The sequence below is a fragment of the Arthrobacter sp. FW306-06-A genome (assembly GCF_021870055.1).
Lineage (GTDB): Bacteria > Actinomycetota > Actinomycetes > Actinomycetales > Micrococcaceae > Arthrobacter.
In genome coordinates this window covers 1,500,162-1,517,700 of sequence record NZ_CP084552.1, presented here as the reverse complement: position 1 = coordinate 1,517,700, position 17,539 = coordinate 1,500,162, and the positions used below count along the sequence as shown (strand labels likewise).

Sequence of the window (17,539 nt, the reverse complement as noted above, 5' to 3'; positions counted from 1 at the left end):
GGTCTGCGCTAGGCGCGGAAGTAGGCCCGGACGCCGGCAACGGCTTCAAGGAAGCGGTCCACGTCGTCAGTGGTGTTGTACAGGTAGGCGCTGGCCCGGGTGGTGGCGGTCAGTCCGAGCCGGCGGTGCAGCGGCTGGGCGCAGTGGTGTCCTACACGGACGGCGATTCCCTGGGAGTCCAGGAACTGCCCCACGTCGTGGGCGTGGACACCCTCGACGTCGAACGCGGCGAGGCCGATCCGTTCCTTCCCGGCGGCGGGGCCCAGGACCCGGATGCCGGAGATGCCTTCGAGCCCGGCCACCATGCGCTGGCCCAGTTCGGCCTCCCACCGGTGGATCCGGTCAAGTCCGGTTTCAGTGAGGTAGTTGGCAGCGGCGGCCAAGGCCACTGCCTGGGAAATGCGCTGCGTACCTGCCTCGAAGCGCTGGGGCGCCGGAAGGTACTCGGCCCGTTCCATGGTGACGGTGGTAATCATCGATCCGCCCGTCAGGAACGGCGGCAGAATATCAAGGAGTTCCTGCCGTCCATAGAGCACACCAATCCCCGTGGGAGCCAGCATCTTGTGGCCGGAGAACACCGCAAAGTCCACCCCGAGTTCCTTGACGTCCAAGGGCAGGTGCGGGGCGGACTGGCAGGCGTCCAGGACCACCAGGGCGCCTGCGGTGTGGCCGAGGGCCGTCAGTTCCCTAACCGGGTTGATGATCCCCAGGACATTGGAAGCGTGCGTGAAAGCCAGGACCTTGGTGCGCGGGCCGATGATTGCCGCAGCCTGGTCCATGCGGAGGCTGCCCTGATCGTCAATGGGGATGTAGCGCAGCGTGGCCCCGGTCCGGAACGCCAGTTCCTGCCAGGGGATGAGGTTGGCGTGGTGCTCCATTTCGGTGACCACAATCTCGTCGCCCGGGTTCAGGGCCAGGTCTTTGAGCCCCTGGTCACCGCGTCCCTGGGCGGCCCACAGCCCGGCAGTGGAAAGTGAATAGGAAAGAAGGTTCAGTCCTTCTGTGGCGTTGGACGTCCAAACCGTCTCCGCATAGTCCGCACCGATGAAGTCGGCAATGGTTTGCCGGGCGTCCTCGAATACTTCGGTGGCCTCCACGGCAAGATGGTGGGCGCCACGGTGAACAGCGGCATTGCGCTGCTCGTAGAATTCCTGTTCGGCCTCGATCACGCTCACGGGGTTTTGCGATGTGGCGCCCGAGTCGAGATAGACCAGGGGCTGTCCGTTGACCAGTTGGTTGAGGACCGGGAAGTCGTTGCGGATTCGCAGCACCTCGGCGTTGTCCATGACAGGTACGGCACGTTCCAGCGTGGCTGGCGTTGATACTAAGGCCAAAACGAACTCCTTGGGCTGTCAATGTCTGACACCCAATTGTCCCACACACGGCTGTGGCGGCCGCCCGGGAGGGGCCGCCGCCACCGCTGCCCCGGGCTTCAGCCGAGGGAACAGAGGGCCGGCGACGGCTGGGGGGAGAGTCTCGGTCTCAGAAGACTCTGACGTCGCCGGCCCCGTCTGTGCCCGGTCCATCGCGGACCGGAAATTGAAAGGGCTCAATGTCCTGTCGGCTGCTCCGCGGCCTCGAGCCTGCCGCTTTGCTTTGCCTCCTTAAGTAAATCCCGCAGTGCCACCCTGTACACGAGTAGGGTGTACTCGAATCCGGGCGGCTGCACTACCGGGGCGCCGCAAAGCCACCTGCGTGCAGCGGATGACGCCTGCAGGGTCCCAGGTACTGCAGCGGGACGGGCAGGACGCAGGGCAGGCCGGGGCAGGAGTCCGACGCCGGGCTGGCAGCAGGGTGCCGGAGGGCAGTGGGCAAGGACGCGAGCGGCAGCTGCCCGGCGCCGGGACCTACTTGGGCAGCGCCGACTCCAGCTCATCGCGGCTGCGGACCCCGAGCTTAACATAGGTGCGGTACAGGTGGCCTTCCACCGTCCTGACCGAAACCATCAGCCGCTGCGCGATCTCCCGGTCGGTAAGGCCCTGCACGGCCAGCTCGACGATGTCCTGTTCCCTCCGGGTAAGGCGGACTGTCGGGGCCGCGGCGATGAACCGTCCTTCCCGGAACCGCTCGCCCAGTTCGTGGTCGCACTTCTCGCGCTGGGCAACGGCCTGCCGGGACCGGCGGCGTTCCCCGGCCTGCTCCAGCACGGTGCTGGCACGGGCGTAGGCTTCGCGGGCCAGGTTGACAAAGCCTGCCTCCTCCAGCGAGGCAGCCGTTGCCATGAGGGTGTCACCGTCGGCGTTTTCCCACGCGGTGGCCAGCGTCAGCAGTGCTTCCGCCCACCGGCCCTCCACGCCGCGCGCCGCTGCCTGCACCATGGGGACCACTGAGGGATCCCCGAGGTCCCAACACATGGCCAGAATCTCAAGGAGGTTTCCAGTGCGCGCGGAGGCTTCCGTGGTGGTCATCAACGTCTGCAGGGCGGCCAGGCCTTTTCCGTCACGGGCAAGGTATTCACCCGCCGCCGCCACGTAGGCTGCCGCCAAAAGGTCATGGGCGGGCCAGCCGGCAGCAGCGTCCTTGTGGTCCTGTTCCAGGCGTTTGGCCTGTCCAGCATCGCCGAGCCGGGCCGCACCATAAAACCCCAGGGCTGTGCCAAAGCGGTACAGCTGCAGCGGGTCGTTCAGCCTCAGCGCTTCCACTGCGGGCAGCAGGACCTGGTAGGCGCGCTCCATCCTCCCCTGCCGCAGCAGCGAGTAGCCCTGAAGCACCTGCAGGCTCCCGTTGAAGGTGGCCGCGGCCGGGGCATGCCCGGCGGCGTAGTGGTTAATCTCCCGCTCTGCGGACTCCCATTCACCCATGGCCAGGTAGTCGGAAACGAGCCGTCCCAGCACGAACTCGGGAAAGAAGAACAGGCTGCCTTCAAGGGGCGGAAGTTCCGAGGCTGCCAGCAGGGCGGCCTCCAGCCCTTGGACGGGCCGTCCGGCCGAGGCGAGGGCATGGGCCAGGAGACCTTCAGCCAGCACACGGAGCGGTTCTCCGCCGGTGGCTGCCGGGGGGCCCTTCCTGATCCTGTCCACCTGGTCATTGAGCGCCTGGAAATCCACTTCCGCTCCAAGCTGGAGCAGGTGCAGGAGTTCCTCCTGCCAGTCCTTCACGCTGCTGCCGGCAGCCGCGACGCGCTTTTCGACGTCTTCCGCCACCACTGCCAGAGGGTGGCCGATGGCCTGGTGCGCCGAAACCCGGAGCAACAGAACGGCCGGGCCCTGCGGGTCTTCGGCCAGCGGAAGCCAGCATTCGTCAAGCAGTGCCGCGGCTTCCGCGTAAGCCCCTTCGTTGTACAGCGCACGTGCCTGGACCGCCTGGGCCAGGGGAACCAGCGGGGGCCTGTGGACCCGGGCCGCAATGGTCCGTGCGCTGTGGTTGTGGGACCGAAGCAGGGCGTCCCTGGCCGCCGCCAGCATCTCGTCGTCGCTGACCCGGACCCCACACTCAAGGGCCCACTCCACGGACCGCAACCGGCCTTCCCCCTGCAGCAGGGTGGGGTCCTGGCGCGCCTTGACCTTCTCCAGCAGCTGCAGGCTGCGGGAGACCGAAACGGTATGCCTGATGGCGCCGGCGAAGAGCCCGTTCCAAATGGAAAGCTCAGCCGGAATACCGGGTGCTTCAATGATCATCTGCTGGTCCAGCAGGGAGCGGACTACTGCTGCCCCGCTGATGTCCTCGATGACTTTCCTGCCCACGGGCCCGGCAAGGGCAATGAGCTTTAGTGCTTCCTGTTCCTCCGGCCGCCGCCGAAGGTGGTCTTTGGCGACCACCGCTGCCAGCCGTGCCCCGTCGCAGGGGAGGGAGCCCAGGAGCATCCAGATTCCGTTGCGTTTAACCAGGACCCCCGCTTCGGCGGAGTCATGGAGCAGGGCATCGAGGATCCGGGGATTGCCGCCGGTCGCGTTCCACATGGCGTCCACCGTGGCACCAGGGACGGTCCCGTCCAGGGAATGGGCCAGGACCTCCTCGATTTGTTCACGGTTGAGGGGGCGGAGGTCGACACGTTCGGCAAGGCCGTCATACCAGAGCTGGTCGAGCGGCTGCGGCAGTCCCGGCCGGGGCCTGGCCGCCGCCACCACGGTGGCCCATCCTGCCGAAATCACCTCGGCCAGGATGCCGGCAGATGCGTCATCGAGGTGGTGCGCATCGTCCACCGCGATCAGGACGGATCCCGTGCTGCCGGCCTTCAGTTTCTCGAAGTAGGACCACATCGAACGGAGCACTGCGACCGGCGAGACGGACTCTTCAGCCGTCAGCTCGCCCGTGTAAGGGGTGAGGACCCCGAACGGCACGGCGGCCAGGGCCGAACTGGCGTGGATCCGCACAATGTTCGTGGTCCCGGCGAGGCGTTCCGTGACGGCGTCAGTCACGGCCGACTTGCCTATGCCGGGGCCTGCCATGATGAAGACGGCCTGATGTGTGCCGTTCCGGAGGATAGCGCAGATGCGCTCCACCGGCTCCCGCCGGCCGGTCAGGAGCCGGTGCGCGGCCGCCTGCTTGTGGCCATTAGACGAGTCCAGTCAGATCACCCCTTGAAGTCACGCCAAGCTTGGTGAAGACCTGGTACAGGTGGCCTTCCACGGTGCGCACTGACACGCCCATTTCCATGGCGATGTCACGGTTTGAAGCGCCCCGGCCGGCCATCCTGGCGATTTGCCGTTCGCGGCTTGTCAGCAGCGGGCTGCCGCTGCTGGGCACGATGGGCAGATTGGCGACAGTGGCGGCCAGGATGTCCAGCCGGGCCTGCGCTGTCCTGGCCGAAAGCGCGTCCCCGTCCTGGCGCGCGAAATCCACCGCCAGTGCCATGCACCGGGCCTCAACGGCGTCCAGTTCGAGCGTGGCAGCGAGTTCGCCGCCGGAGAGGAGTGCCTTGGCGTCCTTCGTCCTGCTTCCGACGGCAATCAACCGTGAGACGTCGGCAAGCGGGCCCTGCCGTTGGCCGGCAATCTCCTCCAGCAGCCGGAAGTCCGCGTCGCTGCCATTGACGGTTGCGGCCAGCAGGTAGATGCCGGCAACCGTAGGCCGGCCCGCCTCCAGGTTCCGCCGGGCTCCTTGCTTCAGGCCTGCCACCGCCTCCGGGTCTCCCAGCCACCGCCCCGCCACCAGCGCGCAGAAATCGATGATGCATTCCGTGGCGAAGCCGGCCCTGCCGGAGGTCTTCTGGAGTTTAGTGAGGTACTTACGGGCAAACCCCGCATTGCCGGTCTGGGCATAAGCCAGGGCTGTGGCCGCATAGCCGGTGCGCAGCGCGGCCTGCACCGGCTGCAACTCCAGCTGGGCTGTGGCGGAAATCAACGGCTCCAGGGCAGCCTCGCCGCGGCCGGAGAAGGCAAAGGCCACGCCGGCCGCCAGCTCAGTTGCGGCGCTTCGGAAGGGAAGCCGGTGGAGCTGTCCCGCGCTGAAGGGAGTGAGGAGGTCGATGCAGCGCCGCCATTGGCCTGCCAGGAGCAGGACGAAGTATGCCTCCTTGCTGTAGCGCTCACGAAGACCAACAATGTGCGAGGCATCGGTGAGCTGGCCGCCGAGTTGGCGCATGAGGCTCAAGGCGTCCATCTCGCGGCCCGTGAAAGCAAGGGCGGTCATCAGGATGATGGCCGACTGAAGCCGGAATCCCGTGTCGGGGTTGGCAGCGGGGTCGGCTGCCCGCTCGAGTGCCGGAATCATGGCGGCAAAATCACCGGCATGGGCCTGGTACTCGAATTCGCCCAGCGAGATCCGGTTGGCTGCGATCACGGCGGGCGCAGGCCAGGAAGAATTCTTGGCTGCCTGTTGCAGGCGTTCGCGGGCGGCGGCGAGGAGTTCCGGCACTTTGCCCGCCTGTTCCGGGATCGAAAGCATGACGCGCGCTTTGGCGGCTACTACCTGGGCGTACTCCTCGGGGTCCAGGGCGTCGAGTTCAGGCTGCGAGATGTCGTCCAGGGCTGCAAGGGCCTGGACGGGCATGTCCAACTGGAGGTACGCCGATGCCTTTTGGCGCTGCGCCGACGCCCACCCCGTGTCGGTCCTCCTCAACATGTCCGCATAGGTCAAGGCAAAACGGGGATCGAACAGCTGGACTGCGGCCTGGGCGGCCGCAAGCGCCAGCGCCGGGCTAAGCTCGGCCTCGCATTCATGGGTCCAGGCGGCAAAGGACATCAGTTCTTCGACCGTCATGGATGCCGGATCCGGCTCCGCGCCGCCCAGCATCACGCTTCGAAGCTCCTGGCGCCGGGAAATGCTGAGCCAGGTCCTGACCACGTCCCCGATGTATTTCTCCCGCAGGGATACCCAGCGGTGTTCGGACTCGTCGATCTCCAGCAGCCCGCCGTCCTCCATGTCCGCAATGACATCCGCACCGTAAATCGCGGTGAGGCGGGACAGCTCCACCCTGCGGGCACAGGAGAGCATCTCGATGACTTCGCGGGTTCGGGGGGTTTCCCGTGACCAGCGGGACCGGACGATGTCGTCCAGGCTGGCAGCGCCGTCGAGCACCACTTTGTCCCGGAGGGTCCAAACTGAGTCCGACAGGACCAGGTTTCCGGAGAGCTGCTGCTCGGTGACCAGCGCCTTCAGCAGCAGGGGGTTGCCGCCCACCATTTGGTGGTAGGTGCTGACCAGGGAGGAAGCGACGCGGTGTCCCAGCAGTGACAGCAGGACTTGCCGGGTCTGCAGTTCGTTGAGGTTGCTGAGCCTCACCTCGGTCAGCTTCCGGTCCGTCAGCAGCCAGTGGAAGTCTGCGGGCAGGTCGCTGGAGTTAGCGGCCACCGCAATGATCTTGGCGGTACCGGTAAGCAGGACGTTCAGCAGTATCCCGGCACTCATGTCGTCAATGCTGGCGGAGGTGTCCAGGGTAATGATGCACGGCCTGCCGGCGGCATCGCTGCGGATCAGGGATGTGATGCCGCGCAGGATGGCGGTGGGCGAGCCCATGTAGGCCTGCGGCAGCCGGGCCAGCAGGAAGGAGAGGCAGCCGTACGGGGTGGTGGAGCCCGACGGACCGTTCCGCAGTTGCAGCGACCAGATATCCGGCCCGAGGTCTGCCACTGCCGCGCGGGCCAAGGAGGACTTCCCCACACCCCTGGCACCGGTGATGACAACGCCGAGGGAATTCTCGCTGGTGAGGGCCGTGCGGACGGCGTCGAGGTTGGCGCTGCGTGCAGGCACCGACCATTGCTGGCTCTCCGGCGGCGCGGAGGGTGGCGTGGGCAGCCTGTCACCTTGAGGTGTTGACCCACGTCCCCAGCTGAGTGGCTCGATTGACATGAACTTATCCCCTACATCCTGCAATAGCGGGATGTAGCCCCTTTGCTCCCCCGCATAGGAAGAAGAGTACCCTCTGCCACAGACAAGGAAATAGGGTCGAAGGGAACTTTTACGATTCCGGCTGGCGTGACCCGGACTTTGCGGGGTGGAACTTTTGCTGTGCGGCGGTGAGCCCGTCACGGAGCAGGGACTCCACGGCGTCGGCGGCGTCATCCAGCAGGAACGGCAGTTCCTTCTGTTCCGTGGTGCCGAAATCCCGCAAAACGTAGTCGGCTGTGTCCATCCTGCCGGGCGGCCTTCCCACTCCCACGCGGACCCGCAGGTAGTCCTTGGTGCTCAGCGCCTTGGAGATGTCCCGGAGGCCGTTATGGCCCCCTTCCCCGCCGCCGAGCTTGAGTTTGACGGTGTTAAAGGGGATGTCGATCTCGTCATGGACGGCCACAACGTGGTCGGCTGGAATGCCGTAGAAGTTGGCCAGGGCGGAGACGGGGCCGCCGGAGACATTCATGTAGCTCATCGGCTTCGCCAGGACCACGCGGGGACCGCCGATGCCCAGCCGGCCTTCCAGGACCTGGGCGCGGGCCTTGTGCGTCTTGAAGCCGGCACCAATGCGGCCGGCAAGTTCGTCGAGCACCATCTGGCCCACATTGTGCCGGTTGCCTTGGTATTGCGCGCCGGGGTTGCCGAGGCCAACGATCAGCCAGGTATCTGTCATGGGGTCAATCCTATGGGGGCGGCTTGGGCGGGAAGGAAAGCGTGCGGACAGGGCATGCTGATACGGCGGTGGCCTGACATGGCAGTGGCCGGGCCCCTGGGGGTCCGGCCACTGCTGGAAACTGCGGAGTGGTTACTCTGCTGCGGCTTCTTCGGCTGCAGGAGCTTCCCCTGCTTCGCCCTCGGGGGCAGCTTCGGTTTCTTCTTCCTCGGCGATGACGACTGCCTCGGAGATGTTCACCACGAGCGCTTCGGCGTCGGTCAGGAGGGTGGTGCCCTTCGGGAGGACCAGGTCGGAGGCGTGGATGTGCTCGCCGGCGGCGCGGCCTTCGACGCTGACCTCGATGGCGGTGGGCAGGTGGGTTGCCTCGGCCTCGAGGGACACAACCGTCAGTTCCAGGTTGTGAACGGTGCCGGGAGCGGTCTCGCCCTCAACCTGCACCGGGACGTCAACGGTAACCTTCTCGCCCTGGCGGACGGTCAGGAGGTCGATGTGCTCGATGATCTGCTTTACCGGATCGCGCTGGACGTCCTTGACCAGGGCCAGGTGGCCCTCGCCGTTGATGTCCAGGGACAGCAGGGCGTTGGGGGTGCGGACGGCCAGGGTGGTGGCCTTTGCCGGCAGGGTGACGTGGATGGGCTCTGCGCCGTGGCCGTAGATGACGGCCGGGATCTGGTGGTTCATGCGGGCGCGGCGGGCGTAGCCCTTGCCGAATTCGGTGCGCAGTTCTGCTGCGAGCTTCTGCTCAGACATGGAATCTCCTTGAAGACTAAACGGTGTTCAGCAAGGGCGGAGGTCTGGTGTGACCTTCAACGCCGGGCGGCCGGAAGGCGGCCCTTCAAGAAGGCAGTCCCCATGAAGGGACCAGCAGACCCAGTCGATAACGGAGGCTATGCCCTCCCTCGCCAAGGTATCGGAAAGAGCCTACCAGTGCCGGGCGCGTTAACTTAAATCCAACAGGCCCGGCACTGCTATGGAATCTCTTAGGCCTTGCCGTCGAAGAGGCTGGTGACCGAGCCGTCGTCGAACACTTCGCGGATGGCCCGGGCGATCAGCGGTGCGATGGAGAGCACCGTCAGCTGCGGGAACTGCTGGGACGAGTTAAGCGGGAGGGTGTTGGTGACCACCACTTCCCGTGCGCCGGACTCCGCAAGCCGGCGTGCGGCCGGATCCGAGAACACGGCGTGGGTGGCCGCGATGATGACGTCCTTGGCGCCCGCGTTCTTCAATACATTGACAGCGCCGGAGATGGTTCCGCCGGTGTCGATCATGTCATCGATCAGGACGCAGGTGCGCCCCTCGATCTGGCCCACCACGGTCTTGGAGACGGCCTGGTTGGGGACGGTAAGGTCGCGGCTCTTGTGCACGAAGGCCAGCGGCGCCCCGCCCAGGCGTTCTGCCCACTGTTCGGCCACGCGCACGCGTCCGGTGTCCGGGGAGACAACGGTGATGTTGTCCGCCTCAACGCGGGTGCGGATGTAGTCGGCCAGCAGCGGGATGGCCATCAGGTGGTCGACGGGGCCGTCGAAGAAACCCTGGATCTGCGAGGTGTGCAGGTCCACACTCATGATGCGGTCCGCGCCTGCGGTCTTGTAGAGGTCTGCCACCAGGCGGGCGGAGATGGGCTCGCGGCCCCGGCCCTTCTTGTCCTGGCGGGCGTAGGGGTAGAACGGCGACACCACGGTGATGCGCTTGGCGGAGGCCCGCTTCAGCGAATCGATCATGATCAGCTGTTCCATGAGGTGGTTGTTCAGCGGCGCGGGGTGCGCCTGGATCACGAAGGCGTCGGTGCCGCGCACGCTCTCCCCCGCACGGACGTAGATCTCGCCGTTGGCGAAGTCGTAGGCGTCAACGGGAAGGAGCTCAGTGCCCAGTTCCTTTGCGATTTCCCGGGCCAGCTCCGGATGGGCCCGCCCTGTTGCGAGCACCAGCTTCTTTTCGCCGTGCGCCGTAATTTCGCTCATTGTTACTTGCCCTCTTCTGTAGATGCCGGGGTACTTGAGGAATCATTGGTGGCCGCTTGGGCCAGTTCGGCGGAGCGGGTTCCCGGACGGTGCGCGGGAACCCAGCCTTCGGCGTTGCGCTGGGCAGCGACGCTCAGCGCAAGCGCTCCGGCCGGAACGTCTTTGCGGATCACCGCGCCGGCGCCGCTGTAGGCGCCGTCCCCCACGGTGACCGGGGCAACAAAGACGGTGTTGGAGCCTGTACGGACGCCGGAGCCGATCACCGTGCGGTGCTTCTTCTCGCCGTCGTAATTGGCTGTGATGTTGCCGCAGCCAATGTTGGTGTCCTCGCCGATTTCGGCGTCGCCCGCGTAGCCCAGGTGGGACAGCTTGGAGCCGCGCCCGATGGTGACGTTCTTGGTTTCGTAGAACGCGCCGATCTTGCCCTTCTCGCCCAGCACCGTGCCGGGGCGGAGGTAGGTGAAGGGGCCGACGGCGGCGCGCGGGCCGATCACAGAGCCGGAACCGTGGGTGCGGGCTACGGTGGCGCCCTCGCCTACGGTGACGTCGGTCAGGGTGGTATCGGGGCCCACGACGGCGTCCCTCGCCACGGTAGTGGCGCCGTGCAGCTGGGTGTTGGGCAGGAGGCGGACGTCCTCGTCGAGGGTGACGGAGGAGTCGATCCAGGTGGTGGCCGGGTCGACCACGGTGACGCCGGCCCGCATCCAGGCTTCCACGGTGCGGCGGTTCAGTTCGGCACCGAGGGCGGCGAGCTGGACGCGGTCATTCGCGCCCTCCACCTGCCAGCGGTCGGCCGTGACGACGGCGGCGACGCGGCCGCCTGCCTCCCGGGCCAGTCCCAGCACGTCGGTGAGGTATTTCTCGCCCTGTGCGTTGTCGGTGGTGACCTTGCCCAGCGCGTCGCGGAGCACAGCGGCATCGAAGGCGTAGATGCCGGAGTTGACTTCGCGGATCAGTTTTTCGGCCTCGGAGGAATCCTTGTGTTCGCGGATGCCGGTGACGGAACCATCCTCGCCGCGGAGGATGCGGCCGTAGCCGGTGGCGTCGTCGAGGACTGCCGTGAGAACCGTGACGGCATTGCCCTCGAACTCGTGGGTGGCGACGAGCTCGGTCAGCAGTTCCCCGGAAAGCAGGGGCACGTCGCCATACGTGACCACGACGGTTCCCGCCAGGGCCTGCCCGGCGTCCAGCGCCTCGAGTGCGGCTTCAACGGCACGGCCGGTGCCCGGGACGTCGTCCTGGTCCACGATGAGGGCCTGCGGGTCGAGCGCGGCCACGTGGCCCTCCACCAGGTCGCGTTCGTGGCGCACCACGATGGCAAGCCGCTGTGGATTGATGCTGCGGGCAGCACGGAGGGCGTGGCCCACCATGGAGAGGCCGCCGATCTCGTGCAGGATCTTCGGAGTACGCGATTTCATCCGGGTGCCGGCACCTGCTGCCAGAACGATTACAGCGGCCGGACCGGCATTCTCGGGGATCACGTTCGGGCTCTCCTTGCTTGGTTGTGCTGGCGCTTTGCGTGCTCCAGCGGCCCTGGCCGCCGGACACCGGGTGCCATCCTCATGATCGCTCCTTGCGCAGCAGTTCCGCCCATAGGATTCGAACCTATACTCCACGGCTCCAAAGGCCGGGGTGCTGCCGTTACACCAGAGCGGACCGTGCCAAAAGACTCAAGGCCCGGGCACAAGTCCCTATTTTGCCATGGGTTCAGGGCGCCGCGCGACACGGCGCCTTCCACCCTGCCGGTCCGGCCGAATTCGCCCGGCGGCGGTGGGGCATGATGGGACGGTGAGCAACAACCTTCCGCGGACGCGGATGACTGGCCTGCAGCGCCGGACCCAGCTGATCGACGTCGGCCGCGGCCTTTTCGCCGTCCGCGGGCTGGACGGCACCACCATCGAGGAAATCGCCGCCTGCGCAGGCGTGTCCAAACCAGTCATCTACGAGCACTTCGGTTCCAAGGAAGGGCTGTACACCGAGGTGGTGGACCGCGAGTTCCATATCCTCCTGGACGCGATCAACGCGGCCCTCACCGAGGAAGCCAAGCCCCGCGTTCTCGTCGAACGCGCCGCGCTCGCGCTGCTCACCTACATCGAGGAACGCACCGAAGGCTTCCGGATCCTCATGCGCGACGCTCCCCCGTCCCAGCCCGAAGGTGCCTTCTCCACCCTGCTCTCCCACGTCACCGCCCGCGTGGAACACATCCTCTCCGACGAATTCTCGCGCCGCGGGCTTAGCGGCGAGGACGGCGCCATGTACGCGCAAATGCTCGTCGGTATGGTGGCAATGACCGGCCAATGGTGGCAGGACAGCCGCCAGCCGGACAAGAACACCGTCGCAGCGCATCTGGTCAACCTCGCCTGGAACGGCCTGACCGGCCTCAAGAAAGACCCTGAGCTGCAGTCTGAACCTTAGCCGTGGTCGCCTTCGGGCGCGGGGCACCTGTCCTCTGCGTGCTGCTCCTTCGTCGCTTTGACGCACGCTGCCGGACAGCCGCCCCACTCCCATGTGCCGGCGTCGCCTTTGTCAGTCGCCCAGGAGTTCTGAGGACTCCAGCCACTCCATTTCCAGGGCGTCCTTTTCCTCGGCCAGGTCTTTCAGGTCGCTGTTCTGTTTGGCGAGGGCGTCGAAGTCGGACTTCTCCGTGCTCTTGACCATGTCGTCGTGGAGTTTCTTTTCCTGCTGGTCGAGCTTTTTGAGCTGGCGCTCGATCCTGTTGAGGGCCTTGCGGGCCTCGCGCTTTTCGGCTTCCGAAGGGCCGGAGGCCGTGCCAGCCTGCTGGGCCTGGCCGGCGCTGGTGACGGGGTTTCCGCCACCGGTCACGGTGGAGCCGGCCAGGGCAGCTTCACGCAACTCAAGGTACTGGTCCACGCCGCCGGGCAGGCCGCGGAGCTTGCCGTCGCCCAGCAGTGCCATCTGGTGGTCGGTGACGCGTTCGAGCAGATAGCGGTCATGGCTGACCACCACCAGGGTTCCGGGCCAGCCGTCCAGCACATCCTCGACGGCGGCAAGGGTGTCGGTGTCGAGGTCGTTGGTGGGCTCATCGAGCATCAGCACGTTGGGTTCGCCCACCAGCAGCCGGAGCAGCTGCAGGCGGCGCCGCTCACCGCCGGACAAGTCCCTGACTGGCGTCCACTGCTTCTCGTTGGTGAAGCCGAGCTGCTCCACGAGCTGGCCTGCGCTGAATTCCTTGCCGCCGACGTTGAAAGAACGCTTTTCCCGCTCGATGACTTCGATGACGCGCAGGTCCGCGACGTCGTCGAGCTCCTTGACTTCCTGGGTGAGGACCGCGGTGACTACCGTCTTTCCCCTCTTCACCTTGCCGGCGTCAGGCGTGATCTCGCCGTTGAGCAGCTTCAGGAGGGTGGTCTTGCCGGCACCGTTGACGCCCACCAGGCCCAGCCGCTCCCCCGGGGCCAAGCGGAGGGTGATGTTGTCGAAAAGCTTCCGGCCGGCATCGCCGCCCCGGAAGTTCAGCGAGACATTTTCCAGGTCCAGGACATCCTTGCCCTGGCGCGCAGTGGCCATCTTGTTCAGCGCCATGGAATCGCGCGGCGCGGGAACGTCGGCGATCAGGGCGTTGGCCGCCTCGATCCGGAACTTGGGTTTGGCGGTGCGGGCCGGGGCACCGCGGCGGAGCCAGGCAAGCTCCTTCTTGACCAGCTGCTGGCGCTTGCCTTCCACCACGGACGCCATCCGGTCACGCTCCGCGCGGGCCAGGACATACGCGGCGTAGCCGCCCTCGAACGGGTCCACGATCCCGTCATGGACTTCCCACGTCTTGGTGCAGACTTCGTCGAGGAACCAGCGGTCGTGCGTGACCACCAGGAAGGCGCCCTGGTTGGCCCTCCACCGTGTCTTCAGGTGCCGGGCCAGCCAGGCAACCCCCTCGACGTCGAGGTGGTTGGTGGGCTCGTCCAGCATGATGACGTCGTGGTCCTCGATGAGCAGTTTGGCCAGCGCCACCCGCCGCTTCTGCCCACCCGAGAGGGCGTGGACGTTCGCATGCCAGTCGACGTCGGACACCAGGCCACCCATGATCTCCCGGATCCGGGGGTTGCGTGCCCATTCGTAGTCCGCTTGGTCCCCCACAATGGCGGCACCCACCGTCAGGTCGCCGTCGAGCACGTCGCTTTGGTCCAGGTAGCCCACGTTGACGTCGCCGCGCTTGGTGACCCGGCCGGAGTCAGGGGTGGAGCGCAGGGCCAGGAGCCGCATCAGGGTGGACTTGCCGTCGCCGTTGCGGCCCACCATGCCGATCCGGTCGCCTTCCTCCAGCCCCAGGGTGATGCCGTCCAGGACGGTACGGGTTGCGTAGGAAACCGTGAGGTTTTCGCCGCCAAGAAGGTGTGCCAAGGGGAACTGCTTTCTGCTGCCGGACTGGAAGTGTTAAAGGTGGGTGTCGGAGATGATGCGCGCGCCCGGGACCGGACCGTGGACGGGGATTGCAGTCAGGCCGCGGCGCCGCAGGTCCTCAGCCAGTGCCTCGGCGGCAACGGAGTCGTCTGCCAGGAGCGCCACGGTGGGGCCGGATCCGGAGACCATGCCCGCGATGGCGCCATGGGATTCACCCATCCCCAGCGTATCGCGCAGCGCAGGCGCCAGTTCAATGGACGCCCTTTGCAGGTCGTTGACCAGCACGCGGCTCAGGGATTCGGCGTCGCCGCCCCGAAGCGCCGCCAGGATCTGCGGGTCCACGCTGGTGGGTTCGCCGGCGTCGATCCCTTCGGCATCGCGCAGCCGGTCCAGCGTGCGGTACACCTCGGGGGTGGAGAGGCCGTAGTCGGCCACCACCAGCACCCAGTGGGTCTGCGCTTTGGCCAGGGCCGGGGACAGTTCGTCGCCCAGGCCGAGGCCGACGGCGGTTCCACCCAGGAGCGAGAAGGGAACGTCGGCGCCCAGTTCCGCTGCAAGGTGTGCCAGTTCCTCGCGCGACAGGCCGCTGTTCCAGAGCGCATCGCAGGCCAGGAGCGTGGCGGCGGCGTCGGCGGATCCGCCCCCCATGCCGCCGGCAACGGGCACCCGCTTGGTGATCTCCAGGTGCACGCCGGTGGCGTGTTCGGACACGTCGGCCATGATGGCGGCGGCCTTGTAGGCCAGGTTGTTGCTGTCCAGGGGGATGTCGACGGCGTCGAGGTCCAGGGTGCTTTCGGGGCTGAGGCTGATGGTGATCCCGGGCGCGGCGGTGCTGGTGGCCGCCACTTCCTCATAAAGGGACACTGCGAGGTAGACGCTGGCCACCGAGTGGTACCCGTCCGCCCGGAGCGGACCTACCGCCAGGGAAACGTTGACCTTGCCGGGCGCCTTGACCCGCACGGTCCTGGCGGCGAACCGCCCCCTGCCTGCCCTCTCAAGTCCCGCGCTCACGGCCGGTTTTCCCTGGCTTCGGCAATCCTGGCGAACGCGGCAATGTCAATGACCTCGCCGCGTGCCGTGGGATCCACGCCGGCGGCGAGCAGGCAGCGCTCCGCTTCCGGCGCTCCCCCGGCCCAGCCGGCGAGGGCGGCCCGGAGGGTCTTGCGGCGCTGCGCGAATGCGGCATCCACCACGGCAAACACCTGTTCGCGCGTGGCGGTGGTGACCGGCGGCTCGCGGCGTGTGAAGGCCACCAGCCCGGAATGGATCTTCGGTGCCGGCCAGAACACGTTCATGCCGATCACGCCCGCTTTGCGCATCTGGCTGTACCAGGCGGCCTTGACCGAGGGAACTCCGTAGGTCTTGGAGCCGGGGCCGGCTGCCAGCCGGTCGGCCACCTCGTCCTGCACCATCACCAGGCCGTGCCGCAGGCTGGGGAAATGCTGCAGGAGGTGCAGCACCACGGGAACGGCAACGTTGTACGGCAGGTTGGCCACGAGTGCTGTTGGTTCCACCGGCAGTTCGGTGACCTTCATGGCGTCGGCCTGCACCAGATGGAAGGCATTGGCGGCTTGGGGCCGCCATTCCTTCACGGTTTCGGGGAGCTTTGCGGCAAGGACAGGATCTATTTCGACGGCGACAACGGCCGCTGCCGCGTCCAGCAGTCCAAGCGTGAGCGACCCCAGCCCCGGTCCCACCTCAAGGACCGTTTCATCCGGCCCAACGCCTGCTGCGGCGACTATCCGGCGGATGGTGTTGCCGTCGATCACAAAGTTCTGGCCCAGCGTCTTGGTGGGCCTGACCCCGATCTCCTCTGCCAGCCGGCGGATGTCGGAGGCCCCGAACAATGGTGCGGGCACGGCGGGAGTCGGTTCAGTCACCTAGGTATCCTATCCCGCGCGGCATCTTGGCTTTGCCCGGTTAACGGCAGTGGCCGGCCCCGGAGTACCCGGGCCCGGCCGCTGCTTCTGCTTACCTGTTGATCAGTGGATCAGCGGCTGGCCGCCCAGCCACAGCCCCATGGCGACAGGCCGCGCTGCGCGTAAACGCGGTTGGCGATGTCGATCTGCTGTGCCTTGGTGGCCAGGCTGGCGTTGGGAGCGTAGGCACCGCCGCCGGCGCCGATCCAGGTCTGGATATCGAACTGCAGGCCACCGTAGTAGCCGTTGCCGCTATTGATGCTCCAGTTCCCGGTGGACTCGCACTGGGCGATCTTGTCCCACATGGCCTCGTTCATCATCGCCGGTGCCGCGGCGCCGGAGTTGGCGCCTGCAGCGGCGGGGGCCGGAGCGGCCTGGGGTGCGGGTTTGGCCTTGGTGCCAACGGTGACCTTCTCGGTGACCGGCTGGACCGCCACGTTCTCGGATACCAGCGTGCGGGAAGCTTCGCGTCCGTCCACGAGCACCAGCTTGAAGGTGCGCTCAAGCTTTCCGGCGGCGCCGGCCTGCGTCACTTCCTTTTCGCCCTTGAGCATGTCTGCGCTTTCGGCGGTAACCGTTTCGAAGGGCACGTCTTCGCTGGTGACGGCGGTCCGGCTGGTGTCTACACGGGAGACCTTGATGACCATGTTGTTCACCACGTTGGCGTTGGCCGGCTGGGAGGTCCGGTCATTGGCGCCGAGGCTAACGCCCGAGTCCTCCAGGACCTTGCCGACGGTGGGCGCGGTGGTGGTGGCGGTGTTCACCTTGCCGTCGGCCACGATGCTGACGGTCTTGGGTGTGGAGATGGAGACGTAGGAGCCGGCCAGCGAGAGGGTGGCATCCTTGGGCGCCGAGACGGACGAGGCACTGGCCACGCCGAGCTCAGTCACCAGGTCTTCAACGTCCTGGGCCGTGGTGTTCACGGTCTTCTCGGCCCCGTCAAGGCTGACCTTGACCTCTTTGGCCTGGTTGATGTTGATGACGGTTCCGTTCTGGACGGTCGCGTCGAGGGAAGGCGACACCCGGTCGCCGGGCTTCAGGTCCAGGTTGGCGCTCTTGACCACCTGTGCCACTGTTCCGCCAAAGGACTGCACGGACGACGCTTTGCCGTCCACGTTGAGCGTAACTGTTTTGTTATTGCCCACGAAGGCTACGAGGCCTGCGACCAGGCCGCAAAGCACCAGCAGCTGGGCGCCAACCTTGATATAGCTGAACTTGCCGTCCGATGTGAAGAACTTGATCACGATTGCCCGTAACTCTAGGTCCATCCGGGCACGGGGAAACGCGCAGAAAAATGCCCGGAACAAGCCTGCGAAGGACAGTCCGGGCACCGATGCGCGGCCACACTCCAGGCA

At 66.6% G+C, this 17,539-nt stretch carries 12 protein-coding genes and 1 tRNA gene; 1 reads left to right on the top strand and 12 read right to left on the bottom strand.

Features of this window, described 5'->3' with window-relative positions; translation table 11 throughout:
• Nucleotides 1-8: 8 nt before the first annotated feature.
• The 8 genes from LFT49_RS07025 to LFT49_RS06990 form a co-directional block, all read right to left on the bottom strand.
• Nucleotides 9-1,334: a SufS family cysteine desulfurase gene (locus LFT49_RS07025; RefSeq protein ID WP_237430148.1), complete on the bottom strand. Its 1,326-nt coding sequence runs from the start codon at nucleotides 1,332-1,334 to the stop codon at nucleotides 9-11.
• 513 nt (nucleotides 1,335-1,847) lie between these two features.
• Nucleotides 1,848-4,358, bottom strand: coding sequence for a helix-turn-helix domain-containing protein (locus LFT49_RS07020; RefSeq protein WP_237430147.1), 2,511 nt, complete (start codon nucleotides 4,356-4,358; stop codon nucleotides 1,848-1,850).
• A 136-nt stretch (nucleotides 4,359-4,494) separates the two neighbouring features.
• Complete coding sequence (locus tag LFT49_RS07015) at nucleotides 4,495-7,230, bottom strand: helix-turn-helix transcriptional regulator (RefSeq protein WP_237430146.1); 2,736 nt, start codon at nucleotides 7,228-7,230, stop codon at nucleotides 4,495-4,497.
• A gap of 109 nt (nucleotides 7,231-7,339) precedes the next feature.
• Entirely contained in the window at nucleotides 7,340-7,945 is a 606-nt protein-coding gene (pth, locus tag LFT49_RS07010) for an aminoacyl-tRNA hydrolase (RefSeq protein ID WP_236801742.1), read from the bottom strand.
• Nucleotides 7,946-8,077: 132 nt separating this feature from the next.
• Nucleotides 8,078-8,698 (bottom strand): 50S ribosomal protein L25/general stress protein Ctc, encoded by a 621-nt coding sequence (locus LFT49_RS07005; RefSeq protein WP_236801741.1) that lies wholly within the window; start codon nucleotides 8,696-8,698, stop codon nucleotides 8,078-8,080.
• Between the two features lie 230 nt (nucleotides 8,699-8,928).
• On the bottom strand, nucleotides 8,929-9,909 hold the full coding sequence (locus LFT49_RS07000) for a ribose-phosphate diphosphokinase (protein ID WP_236801740.1): 981 nt from the start codon (nucleotides 9,907-9,909) through the stop codon (nucleotides 8,929-8,931).
• Between the two features lie 2 nt (nucleotides 9,910-9,911).
• On the bottom strand, nucleotides 9,912-11,390 hold the full coding sequence (gene glmU, locus LFT49_RS06995) for a bifunctional UDP-N-acetylglucosamine diphosphorylase/glucosamine-1-phosphate N-acetyltransferase GlmU (RefSeq protein ID WP_236801739.1): 1,479 nt from the start codon (nucleotides 11,388-11,390) through the stop codon (nucleotides 9,912-9,914).
• Nucleotides 11,391-11,493: 103 nt separating this feature from the next.
• Nucleotides 11,494-11,565: transfer RNA gene (locus tag LFT49_RS06990), tRNA-Gln, on the bottom strand.
• A 132-nt stretch (nucleotides 11,566-11,697) separates the two neighbouring features.
• Between LFT49_RS06990 and LFT49_RS06985 the strand changes: the two genes are divergently transcribed.
• On the top strand, nucleotides 11,698-12,324 hold the full coding sequence (locus LFT49_RS06985; protein ID WP_236801738.1) for a TetR/AcrR family transcriptional regulator: 627 nt from the start codon (nucleotides 11,698-11,700) through the stop codon (nucleotides 12,322-12,324).
• 111 nt (nucleotides 12,325-12,435) lie between these two features.
• Here the strand turns inward: LFT49_RS06985 and LFT49_RS06980 are convergent, their stop codons facing one another.
• From LFT49_RS06980 to LFT49_RS06965, 4 genes are all read right to left on the bottom strand, one after another.
• Nucleotides 12,436-14,265, bottom strand: coding sequence for an ABC-F family ATP-binding cassette domain-containing protein (locus LFT49_RS06980; RefSeq protein ID WP_236801737.1), 1,830 nt, complete (start codon nucleotides 14,263-14,265; stop codon nucleotides 12,436-12,438).
• Between the two features lie 33 nt (nucleotides 14,266-14,298).
• Nucleotides 14,299-15,276 carry a 4-(cytidine 5'-diphospho)-2-C-methyl-D-erythritol kinase gene (locus LFT49_RS06975; protein WP_236821631.1) on the bottom strand — a complete coding sequence of 326 codons (978 nt, stop codon included), beginning with the start codon at nucleotides 15,274-15,276 and terminating at the stop codon, nucleotides 14,299-14,301.
• Entirely contained in the window at nucleotides 15,273-16,145 is an 873-nt protein-coding gene (gene rsmA, locus LFT49_RS06970) for a 16S rRNA (adenine(1518)-N(6)/adenine(1519)-N(6))-dimethyltransferase RsmA (protein WP_236801735.1), read from the bottom strand. Before rsmA ends, LFT49_RS06975 begins: the two co-directional genes overlap by 4 nt.
• 110 nt (nucleotides 16,146-16,255) lie before the next feature.
• Nucleotides 16,256-17,452 carry a resuscitation-promoting factor gene (locus LFT49_RS06965; protein WP_236801734.1) on the bottom strand — a complete coding sequence of 399 codons (1,197 nt, stop codon included), beginning with the start codon at nucleotides 17,450-17,452 and terminating at the stop codon, nucleotides 16,256-16,258.
• Nucleotides 17,453-17,539: the final 87 nt, after the last annotated feature.

Excerpts from the sequence above, each read along its gene's own strand:
- pth (WP_236801742.1), bottom strand. The coding sequence starts at position 7,945 with ATGACAGATACCTGGCTGATCGTTGGCCTCGGCAACCCCGGCGCGCAA.
- LFT49_RS06965 (WP_236801734.1), bottom strand. The coding sequence starts at position 17,452 with ATGGACCTAGAGTTACGGGCAATCGTGATCAAGTTCTTCACATCGGAC.
- LFT49_RS07000 (WP_236801740.1), bottom strand. The coding sequence starts at position 9,909 with ATGAGCGAAATTACGGCGCACGGCGAAAAGAAGCTGGTGCTCGCAACA.
- LFT49_RS07015 (WP_237430146.1), bottom strand. The coding sequence starts at position 7,230 with ATGTCAATCGAGCCACTCAGCTGGGGACGTGGGTCAACACCTCAAGGT.
- LFT49_RS07005 (WP_236801741.1), bottom strand. The coding sequence starts at position 8,698 with ATGTCTGAGCAGAAGCTCGCAGCAGAACTGCGCACCGAATTCGGCAAG.